This is a genomic window from Leptospira sarikeiensis (genome assembly GCF_004769615.1).
GTDB classification, from domain to species: Bacteria; Spirochaetota; Leptospiria; order Leptospirales; family Leptospiraceae; genus Leptospira_B; species Leptospira_B sarikeiensis.
The window spans coordinates 1-9,651 of the sequence record NZ_RQGF01000023.1 but is presented as its reverse complement, the minus strand read 5'-3'; the positions used below and the strand labels follow the sequence as shown (position 1 = coordinate 9,651).

11 protein-coding genes and 1 pseudogene are annotated in these 9,651 nt (G+C 36.3%); 10 read left to right on the top strand and 2 right to left on the bottom strand.

Going from position 1 to position 9,651, the window contains the following annotated elements:
- The 5 genes and pseudogenes from EHQ64_RS09195 to EHQ64_RS09175 all read left to right on the top strand — a co-directional run.
- Positions 1 to 262 (top strand): annotated as a pseudogene (locus EHQ64_RS09195) (alpha/beta hydrolase); the annotation flags it as partial.
- A gap of 172 nt (positions 263 to 434) precedes the next feature.
- Complete coding sequence (locus EHQ64_RS09190; RefSeq protein ID WP_167882380.1) at positions 435 to 1,028, top strand: hypothetical protein; 594 nt, start codon at positions 435 to 437, stop codon at positions 1,026 to 1,028.
- A 271-nt stretch (positions 1,029 to 1,299) separates the two neighbouring features.
- On the top strand, positions 1,300 to 2,727 hold the full coding sequence (locus EHQ64_RS09185; protein WP_135649190.1) for an SIR2 family protein: 1,428 nt from the start codon (positions 1,300 to 1,302) through the stop codon (positions 2,725 to 2,727).
- Between the two features lie 7 nt (positions 2,728 to 2,734).
- Positions 2,735 to 3,208 (top strand): TIR domain-containing protein, encoded by a 474-nt coding sequence (locus EHQ64_RS09180; protein WP_246048673.1) that lies wholly within the window; start codon positions 2,735 to 2,737, stop codon positions 3,206 to 3,208.
- A 17-nt stretch (positions 3,209 to 3,225) separates the two neighbouring features.
- Positions 3,226 to 3,762 (top strand): toll/interleukin-1 receptor domain-containing protein, encoded by a 537-nt coding sequence (locus tag EHQ64_RS09175; RefSeq protein ID WP_135649189.1) that lies wholly within the window; start codon positions 3,226 to 3,228, stop codon positions 3,760 to 3,762.
- A gap of 142 nt (positions 3,763 to 3,904) precedes the next feature.
- Here EHQ64_RS09175 and EHQ64_RS09170 read toward each other — a convergent pair whose 3' ends face one another.
- A complete protein-coding gene (locus tag EHQ64_RS09170) occupies positions 3,905 to 4,264 on the bottom strand; it encodes a helix-turn-helix domain-containing protein (protein ID WP_246048671.1) in 360 nt (119 codons plus the stop codon).
- Between the two features lie 93 nt (positions 4,265 to 4,357).
- Here EHQ64_RS09170 and EHQ64_RS09165 point away from each other — a divergent pair, with 93 nt between their 5' ends.
- The 3 genes from EHQ64_RS09165 (at position 4,358) to EHQ64_RS09155 (ending at position 7,299) form a co-directional block, all read left to right on the top strand.
- On the top strand, positions 4,358 to 4,771 hold the full coding sequence (locus tag EHQ64_RS09165; RefSeq protein WP_135649188.1) for an XRE family transcriptional regulator: 414 nt from the start codon (positions 4,358 to 4,360) through the stop codon (positions 4,769 to 4,771).
- Between the two features lie 283 nt (positions 4,772 to 5,054).
- Entirely contained in the window at positions 5,055 to 6,524 is a 1,470-nt protein-coding gene (gene drt5 / locus EHQ64_RS09160) for an antiviral reverse transcriptase Drt5 (protein WP_135649187.1), read from the top strand.
- 241 nt (positions 6,525 to 6,765) lie between these two features.
- A complete protein-coding gene (locus EHQ64_RS09155; protein ID WP_135649186.1) occupies positions 6,766 to 7,299 on the top strand; it encodes a hypothetical protein in 534 nt (177 codons plus the stop codon).
- A 292-nt stretch (positions 7,300 to 7,591) separates the two neighbouring features.
- Here EHQ64_RS09155 and EHQ64_RS09150 read toward each other — a convergent pair whose 3' ends face one another.
- Complete coding sequence (locus tag EHQ64_RS09150; protein WP_135649185.1) at positions 7,592 to 7,837, bottom strand: hypothetical protein; 246 nt, start codon at positions 7,835 to 7,837, stop codon at positions 7,592 to 7,594.
- Positions 7,838 to 8,207: 370 nt separating this feature from the next.
- On the opposite strand from EHQ64_RS09150, the gene EHQ64_RS09140 reads away from it, so the two are divergent.
- Both EHQ64_RS09140 and EHQ64_RS09135 read left to right on the top strand, forming a co-directional pair.
- The gene (locus EHQ64_RS09140; RefSeq protein ID WP_135649184.1) at positions 8,208 to 8,681 is read left to right on the top strand and encodes a hypothetical protein; all 474 of its coding nucleotides are present in this window, start codon (positions 8,208 to 8,210) and stop codon (positions 8,679 to 8,681) included.
- 210 nt (positions 8,682 to 8,891) lie between these two features.
- Positions 8,892 to 9,224 (top strand): hypothetical protein, encoded by a 333-nt coding sequence (locus EHQ64_RS09135; RefSeq protein ID WP_135649183.1) that lies wholly within the window; start codon positions 8,892 to 8,894, stop codon positions 9,222 to 9,224.
- Positions 9,225 to 9,651 lie beyond the last annotated feature (427 nt).

The following is a 9,651-nucleotide window of genomic DNA, read 5'->3' as shown; positions in this document are numbered from 1 at the left end:
GTCGTTTGAAGATAAAGAACTATTGAAAAGTTTTCTTTCTAAAACTGATGGAAAATTTATAAAATGGGCTCTTAAATCTATATTGAAATGGAATAATAAAATACATTCTTCTAATTTGTTTCATATTCATGGAAGCAACGATATGTTATTTCCGAGTAGATTGATAGGGAAGGCGATATTGATAGCTGATGGAGGACATTTTATGGTCCTTAACAAAGCAGAAGAAATTTCTCCAAAATTGGAAGAAATTATAAAAAATTAGTAAGACAACGCAACCAGCGCTTAACTTTCGGCTCTGACGCATCGCTTCGGGTTGCTTCGCACCCTCGCTTGGCCTTCGGCACATTTCGCTTTGTCACTCGCCTTGCAGAGCAAGTCTCGCGCCAAGTGCTTTGCACTCGCGAAACGTCGTCAAGCCTTGGTCGTTAGTCGCCATGACCAAAAATATTCCTATGAGAAAAATATTATTACTTATCTATTTCTGTTTTCTGATGAATTTAGAGGCAAAGGAATTTGAGAATTACAAAGTATATTTAAAAAACGCTTCTGCTATAAAAGTCGAGGTAACACAGGAATATGACAAAAGTGCATTGATATATTTCAAGGATAACTATCTATTACAAAAACAAACTGGTACTTGTTTTCAATACACCGCCCAAGAAGATGGAGTTTTATTATCTGGAGTATTATGTGGGAAAAAGATAGTCTTCTTAGGTGCAAAATCAGTAACTAGAAATTCCATAAAAAGTGTTGATTGGGGTTATGTTAAAGAATTCATCATCACGGATTTTCTGTATATAGAAAATGAAATCCGAGTCGGTGGTTTTGTTTATCTTTTAGAAGATGGAAGGCGGGTTGATTGGTCCTCTTTGAATGGTAATCGATGTATTGAATCTAAAAACTACCAGATTGATCCATCAAAACGGTTTTATACAGAAGACGAAGGGGGAATGGGACTCGTTTTTTGCGAAGTTCCTGAGGGTATAATTTCTAAATGGTATCATTTTTTAGAAAGAAAATCACGATGAAGCTGCTACTTTTCATTGGTCACAGCGACTAACTTTCGGCTCTGACGCTTCGCTTCGGGCTTGCTACGCAACCCTCGCTTGGCCTCCGGCACATTTTGTTTCCGTCATTGCGCTTGCGTGCGCAAGCTCATGCCGTCACAAAACGTCGTCAAGCCTTGGTCGTTATCTGCCATGCCGCGCCCCTCATTATGACGCCTGCCGTCCGTGGCAGGCTTTTTTTGTGATGCTAATAAGCGATTACTTTAAATTATAAAAATATAATAGGAAACATATGAAGGAAATGTACATCAGTGAAATTGCAAAAGAACTAAGTGAGGAGAACCTAGCTATTTTCTGCGGTGCCGGATTTTCTATGTCTTCTGGTTTTGTATCGTGGAAGGAATTGATGAGACCTATTGCAAAAGAGATTCAGTTAGATATAGAAAAAGAAACAGATATGGTCGCCATTGCCCAATATCACGTAAATGTGAATTCTTCGAATCGCCACAAGCTCAATCAATTGTTGATCGATGAATTTTCTAGGAATGCAAAGCTAACTGAAAATCATGCCATTATTGCTAGACTTCCTGTGAATGAATATTGGACAACAAATTACGATAAATTAATAGAAACGGCATTGGAAAAGCAAGGACGGATTCCAGATGTTAAATCTACTGTTGAACAGCTCGCTTATACAAAGCCAAAGCGAGACGCCGTCGTTTATAAAATGCACGGAGATATAGGTTCGCCGGATAAGGCCGTTCTCACTAAAGATGATTATGAGTCATATCACGTAAAGTATAGGCAATTTATTATAGCTTTGGCGGGATCTTTAGTCTCGCGCACTTTTTTATTTATTGGGTTTAGTTTTAAAGATCCGAATTTAGATTATATTCTTGGCAGAATACGAGTTGCATATAATTCAAACCAGAGAAGACATTTTTGCTTTATTAAGGAAATTAATAGTAGTGATTACTCAAATAACGAAGAGTATGAATATGATAAGATTAAATTTGAACTGTTTGTCTCTGATTTAAGCAGATTTAATATAAAAGCGATAAGGATATCTGATTATCCAGAAATAACGAACACTCTTAATAAAATTGAAAACCTATATAAGCGTAAAACAATTTTTATTTCTGGAGCAGCAAATGATTATGGAGCGAGAAAACCAAATGATGCTTTTCTTTTTATACACAACTTATCGAAAACTTTAATTCAGGAAGGATATAAAATAGTTTCTGGTTTTGGCCTTGGTGTAGGCAGTTCTGTAATTACAGGGGCCTTGGAAGAAATATATTTAAATCCTAGTCAAAGTTCTAACGATCAACTATTATTGAGGCCGTTTCCTCAAGATATAACTGGATCAATTGATAAGAACACATTGTGGAGAAGATATAGAGAGGATTTGTGCCTATATTCAGGAATTGCAATTTTTCTTTTTGGAAATAAACTTGAATCTGGACATATTGTACGTTCCAACGGAATGGCGTCCGAATTTGAAATAGCTTTCGAAAAGGGGTTGTTTTTAATCCCTATCGGTTCTACAGGCTTTGTCGCCGAGGAAATATGGAATGAGATTAATTCAAATCTTAGCAAATATGCATATACTACAACGAGCCTCGTCTCGAATTTTAAAATGCTCAATGATAAAGCAAAGTCTGATAGTGAACTAATTTCAATAATAATTTCGATATTAAAAGAAGTAGTAAATAATTAGGAGGTTTATGGTGGCTAGAAAAACATTTTTTAGTTTTCATTATAAGAAAGACAATTGGCGTGCATCAATTGTTCGGAACAGTTGGGTTACGCAAGATTCGGCTGGTTTTTTTGATTCTGCGGATTGGGAAGCAGTAAAAAAGAAAGATGATAGTTCCATTGAGAAATGGATTGATAATCAGCTTTCGGGAACCTCTGTCACTGTTATATTAATAGGCTCAGATACTTACGGTAGAAAATGGATTAATTACGAAATTACTAGTAGCTGGAAGAAAGGAAATGGCCTTTTAGGAATTTATATTCATAACATAAAAGATAAGGACGAAAAAACCTCTACAAAAGGCTTAAATCCGTTTACGCAATGGAAATTTACTCTTTCTGGAGAGGAGGTATCTATCCCAACCTATGATTGGATCAAAGATGATGGATACAATAATTTGGGTAAATGGATTGAAGACGCAGCAAAAAGAAGAGGTAGATAATTTTATTAAAGAGTGTTATGAGTTATTTAAGTGAACAAAATTTACTTTCTTATCGTGAACAGTATCGCGGTAAAAATACGAGTCGAATATTCCAAGAAAGTTTGAATGCAAACGTTACTATCTTCCTTTCCCATAGTCATGAAGATAACAATTTAGTTGAAGGGTTAATACTTTATTTAGCTCAATTTGGATTAAATATCTATGTTGATTGGAAAGATTCCGCAATGCCTAAGGAGACGAATAAAACAACGGCCTCGACAATTAAAACAAAGATAAAAGATCTAGATATGTTTTGGGTCTTAGCAACAAAGAATGCAATAAATTCTAAGTGGGTACCTTGGGAAATTGGAATAGCTGATGTTTTGAAAGGTGGAAATGTTTTTATCATCCCTGTTTCAGATGCTAATGGCAAATTTCACGGAAATGAATATTTGCAATTGTATGAACGAATCGAATTAGCAAATAGCGGAGTATTAGCTAGTTTTCAACCTAATAAATATCAAGGGCATACTATAACCGAAATTTTAAAGCGACGCGGTCCTATCTTTGGATAAAGTAATTTTATGACAACCTGCCTCGGTTATGATTTATGATGAGCCGGTTCTCACCCGAACGCGACGCGATCGGAACCCCAAATCTTCATTAAACTTAATCCGATTGCCCTCGTTAAAACTGCTTCGCAGATTTTACTCGGGCTTAATCAGTTTGTTCAATAAGATTGCTTTTAATAAAGGCTGAATAGAAATAGATAGTTGGCTTCCCATAGAGCTTGTACAGCACTAGAAACTCATCTATAAATAGTCGCCTTTGTCCTAACTCAATCTTTGAAATATGACTTCGGCTTCGTTTTAACTTCTTAGCTACGTCCGTTTGAGTTAAGCCAGCATCCTTCCTCGCATCTTTCAAGGCTCTATAAAAGAATTCTTTCTCTTTTTTAGATACTTTCCATTGAGGAAGTACACTCGCAAACATCGTTACCTCGGAATCTGCTGCCTTTTGTGTATTCGAGGGTCTCAGAATCGGTCTTTTTCTGCTTTTCGTATGAGGTGATGCCATAGAAACTAATTCCGTGCCCGTGTATCGGTAAATACATTAATACACCATTAGTGAATTAATGTCAACGAAAAATAAATTATTAGTGTATTTTTAATGACCTCAAAGAAAACTGAAAAACTAATCGGAAAGAAGGTACAAACAGTTATAGAAGATCATGGTGAGAGCCAGAAAGACGCAGCTCCTGAGCTAAATATTTCTCCAGCAGGATTAAACAATATTATCCAAGGTAGAGTAGAATCGCTTTCTCAAGCATTTCTTACTACCTTTAAGGAAAGATATAAGATAAACCTCGATTGGCTTTTAGATGATTCCAAACCTATTAAACCAGTTCTGTATTCTTCTTCTGATGAAGGACAGGTTTTTCAGATGGATGAGGATAAAGTTTTATTCAGCAAAATCAAAAGCACAAAAGGTGTGAAAGAAATCGTAAAGACACTCTTACAAATTTCACCTGATCAGAGAAAGATCATTGCTGATGTAGCTTCTGAATTTGCAAAAAAGAAGTAATCTTTTAAATCTTAAATAGCAATTCTATTGGTGTTCCCTAACCGACTACGCCTTCCGTGGCTTCGCTCGGTTAGAAATTCGGGCGCGGCACAGCAGATAACTTCGGCTTATCGCTACGCTTCGGGGTTCACTTCGTTCTCCCTCGCTCGGGCTTCGCCACATTGGTCTCCGTCACGTTTCTTGCTTAAGCAAGAAAGCGCGCCGACGGTAACGCCTCTTCGAGGCTCACCTACGACCAACGTCGATAAGCCTTGGGTCGTTAGCCGCCATTACTAAAACCTAAATGTCAGCAGATACTTTAAAATTCTATAACTCTGATTTTAAGAGAACGCTATTTCCGCTAAATACAAATCATCTAATTATAAATAAGATGCATTTACAATTGGATAGGAGCATAGCAAACCAAAATGGAAATTTAAATCATCCCCTTCAATTCTTACCTCAAAGTAGGGTGTTCGCGAACAAAGGAGGACGTTTATTAAGAAGGACTGTAAAACTTGATCCTTTTGCCGAGTATTTTATATATGATTTAATTCACAAAAATAGATCATATTTCATTTCTACTAATTCTAAATCACGAAAAATATTTGGATATAATTTCTCCGAAAATAAAGTCCCCAATACTGCGGCATCATACAGTAGTTTTAAAAAGGCAATTAGTGCTTTCACTAACAAATACAAGTATGGAATGAAGTTTGATATATCGTCATACTTCAATTCAATCTATCAACATGACTTAGTTTCTTGGTTTTCTGAAACCACTAACGCTGAAAAAGATACAAAGGATTTTGGACAATTTTTAAGACAGATCAATTCTGGGAGAAGTGTTGATTGCTTGCCTCAAGGGATTTTACCTTGTAAAGTAATAGGCTCGCATTTTCTTAAATTTATAGATAATTCAATATCATTGAAGTGTGAAGGATTTCTGCGATTCATGGATGATTTCTATTTATTTGGGAATGATCAGCAGACGGTTTTTGACGATTTCAATTTAATTCAACAGCTTTTGGGTTTAAAAGGATTAAATATTAATCAATCGAAAACGGTTCATCATATTCCTTCACATATTGATGTGCATTTGGACTCAGTTAAAACAGAGCTATTGCAAATAAGGAGGAAAGTAATTATTGTATCTGGGGAAGAATATGATGTTAGCAATCCATTTCAAGATATTCTTAGCCACGATCAAGTTGAGTATTTGACAACACTTCTTAAAAATCCGAATATTGAAGAGGAAGATGCTGAACTTGTTTTAGTTCTTTTAAGAGATTATTCTCGAAATGTTTTAGATTATTTGGAAGGGATAATCGAAAAATTCCCTAATCTTATTAAGAATATTTTTAGTTTTTCTCGGTTTATAGAAGATAAGGAAGATTATCTTGATATATTAATAAATGTAGTTAGGAATTCACGAGATATAACTGAATACCAATTATTTTGGATAGCATGGATTGTTGAAATTTATCTTTCTGAGTATGAAAAAGCTGGCGAATTAGTAAATTTGCTTTTGATAAATCCTAAAAGTTCTTCAATTTCAAAAGCAAAAATTTTAGAAATGAAAGATAATCGTTTCGGATTGCCAGAAGTCCGCGAAGAATATTTACGTTCTGGACAATCCGATTGGTTAGGGTGGAGTTCTGCCGTTGGATCACAATCTATGAAAAAAATATCAAGAAATCATTTATTAGATTACTTCGGAAATGGAAGCGAAATGAATAAATTAATTGCCGCCTGTGTTAAATCATTAGACTAAAATTAGTAACGGCGGCTAACTATCGGCTCTGACGCAGCGCTTCGAGATTGCTGCGCAACTCTCGCTCGGCCTTCGGCACATTGGCTTCAGTCACGACTTTTGCAAAGCAAAAGATCGCGCCTGTTCTAACGCCTCTTCGAGGCTCAGAAATCGCCAACGTCGTCAAGCCTTGGTCGTTAGGCGAAAGCCTTTTGAAATATTCCTAAATCGAAAAATAAAAGCACCAATCGCATTAGATTATATGAATAATAAATTCATTATTAAATGGGTATTTCTAATAGTTGGAATACTCGCTTCATCAATTCTCTACGTGGATCTTGCAGCTGATCTGGGTGGAGCTTTTCTTGTTTCAGGAATTTATGGATTCGCTTATATAATTTCATTCTTAATGATTTTAATTGGAATATTTCAAAAGTTAACTGGAAAAAAGGCGAAAACTTTGGGAAGAGGCTTATCAATTTTTATTTTCATGGTACCACAGCTTTTTATATCAACGATCATTTCGCAATATCAAGTTAAATGGTCGCTTGAAAGAGGAGAAACCATTATCGCCGCGATAGATAAGTATAAGTCGGAAAACAATGGGATGCCCATATCTCTTGAGGAATTAGTTCCCAATTACATGGATAAAATACCAAATACGTTAATTGGATTAGGTCATCATTCTTTCGAGTATAGAAAAATCCGTGAGGAATACGTTTTGTTATTCGATATATTTCCTGCGAAGACAAAAGTTTACGGATTTAATGATCGATATTGGATTGAATATGACTAGAGAGAAAAGGCCTTCGCCTAACTTACGGCTCTGACGCTGCACTTCGGGATTGCTGCGCAACCCTCGCTGGGCCTTCGGCACATTTTGTTTCCGTCACTTCGTTTGCATGTGCAAACTCGTGCCGTCACAAAACGTCGTCAAGCCTCGGTCGTTAAGCGAAAATCGATGCAAAATATCATTGGTAGATGAAAAATAGAATAATCGGAAGAACGTTTAAAGAAATTTATACGACCGAATATTATCGATTAGAAATAGTCGATAAAGGTTATTATAAATATGTTTTGTCCTATTTTTATTCAATTGTTGTAGTTTTAGGTATCTTATTCTCTTTTGAATTTAGTGGATTTGTTAAATTAGTAATATGCAGCATAAGCTTTTTCATATGCAGGGCAGTATTTCTTTCTATATTCTCTCCTATCGTTTCGGAAAGATTTATGCAAATTGATGAAATAAAAATAGCTTTTTCCCCAGGATGTTCTAATACGTTTGGAGTAAATGCTTTATCATGGAAAAGCATAAAGGAAATTGAAAAAACCAATTATAATTTTCGCGTAGCTAAATATAGCATTGGAAATACATCTACGTTTTATAAATTTACTATGAAGAGAGGAAAGATGGTTGAAATTATTTGTTTCGATATATTGAATCTCGAACTAGAAATACAAAAATACGCTTTACATAATAATATTCGAATTCGGTTCTAATAAGGCATCGATCTTCGCCTAACTTTCGGCTCTGACGCAGCACTTCGGGATTGCTTCGCAACCCTCGCTTGGCCTCCGGCACATTTCGCTTTGTCACTCGTCTTGCAGTAGCAAGTCTCGCGCCAAGTCCTTCGGACTCGCGAAACGTCGTCAAGCCTTGGTCGTTAAGCGAAACGACCAGGCTATATCATAGTAAATATAATAATGAGTATATCTCCAAGTAAACAACATAGATATGAGCTAATATATATAGATGAAATAAGATTCGGACCACCTTACTATTCTTTAAAAATAAATGGCAAGTTATTAAGGAACAGAATATTTGGCGAAGTCGCAAAATGGTCGAATGATTCGAGATATTTGGCTGTACAAGAATGGCTAACTATTGATTATGCAGAAGGCCCAATTACTCGAGTGATGTTATTTGATATGGAAGCGAATAAATATACTACTTTTAAAGAATTGGAAAAAGGTTTTGTGGAGAAATTTCGATTCATAAATGATCAATTAATTTATCTTTGTGATTATAATAATCGGAAGAGAACAAATGAAGAAGTACGTATTGAATTAGGATCCATAAAGAAGTGGTATTCAATGAAGTTATGCATGGTCGCATCGCTTAACTATCGGCTCTGGCGCATCGCTTCGAGCTTGCTTCGCAACTCTCGCTCGGGCTAACGCCACATTTCGCTTTGTCACTCGTCTTGCATGGCAAGTCTCGCGCCAAGTCCTTCGGACTCGCGAAACGTCGTCAAGCCTTGGTCGTTAGACGCAATAACGTAAAAATCAGTCAGATCGTGATCAGATAGGAAGATTCCACGAAAAAAAAGATTAATAAGCTATTTCAAAATTGCGAGATACTAAACTAAAAGCCCTGAAATGTTGAATTTGGAAATTGACGAATTAATTAAGCAAATACGGGATGAACTTGAAAATCTTCTGAGTGAATCTTATAAAGCTCGGTACGACTTAACCATTGATTCAAAGACAATTCGGTTAGCAAAAAGATTTTTGGGAGAGATTTATCCTGGTTGCACTGATGAGCGAATCTATAGTCTTTATAGAGTCCTCGCAGAAGGCGGTTGGTATGGTGATAAGCTTAAAGTGTTACTGGAAAGACTAGATACATTGACTAAACCCGCTAATATCTCTAAAGATGCTGAGAACAAGTTTAAAGAACGATGGTACGAAAAAATTACAAAGTGGTTTATCAATAAGTAACTGAACTTTGGGTAGCTTCGATATGCTCTTAACAAGCACCTTGTTAGGAAAATCTCTTGGTTTACTTACGTTACTGCGTCTAACTTTCGGCTCTGACGCATCGCTTCGAGATCGCTACGCGACTCTCGCTCGGCCTCCGGCACATTGGCTTCAGTCACGACTTTTGCAAAGCAAAAGGTCGCGCCTGTTCTAACGCCTCTTCGAGGCTCAGAAATCGCCAACGTCGTCAAGCCTTGGTCGTTAGACGCAATAACGTAAAAATCAGTCAGATCGTGATCAAATAGGAAGATTCAACAAAAAGAAAATGATTAATAAGCTATTTCAAAATTGCGAGATACTAAACTAAAAGCCCTGAAATGTTGAATTTGGAAATTGACGAATTAATTAAGCAAATACGGGATGAACTTGAAAATCTTCTGAGTGAATC

Excerpts from the sequence above, each read along its gene's own strand:
- drt5 (WP_135649187.1), top strand. The coding sequence starts at position 5,055 with ATGTCAGCAGATACTTTAAAATTCTATAACTCTGATTTTAAGAGAACG.
- EHQ64_RS09140 (WP_135649184.1), top strand. The coding sequence starts at position 8,208 with ATGAGTATATCTCCAAGTAAACAACATAGATATGAGCTAATATATATA.
- EHQ64_RS09185 (WP_135649190.1), top strand. The coding sequence starts at position 1,300 with ATGAAGGAAATGTACATCAGTGAAATTGCAAAAGAACTAAGTGAGGAG.
- EHQ64_RS09175 (WP_135649189.1), top strand. The coding sequence starts at position 3,226 with ATGAGTTATTTAAGTGAACAAAATTTACTTTCTTATCGTGAACAGTAT.
- EHQ64_RS09165 (WP_135649188.1), top strand. The coding sequence starts at position 4,358 with ATGACCTCAAAGAAAACTGAAAAACTAATCGGAAAGAAGGTACAAACA.
- EHQ64_RS09170 (WP_246048671.1), bottom strand. The coding sequence starts at position 4,264 with ATGGCATCACCTCATACGAAAAGCAGAAAAAGACCGATTCTGAGACCC.
- EHQ64_RS09190 (WP_167882380.1), top strand. The coding sequence starts at position 435 with ATGACCAAAAATATTCCTATGAGAAAAATATTATTACTTATCTATTTC.
- EHQ64_RS09155 (WP_135649186.1), top strand. The coding sequence starts at position 6,766 with ATGAATAATAAATTCATTATTAAATGGGTATTTCTAATAGTTGGAATA.
- EHQ64_RS09180 (WP_246048673.1), top strand. The coding sequence starts at position 2,735 with ATGGTGGCTAGAAAAACATTTTTTAGTTTTCATTATAAGAAAGACAAT.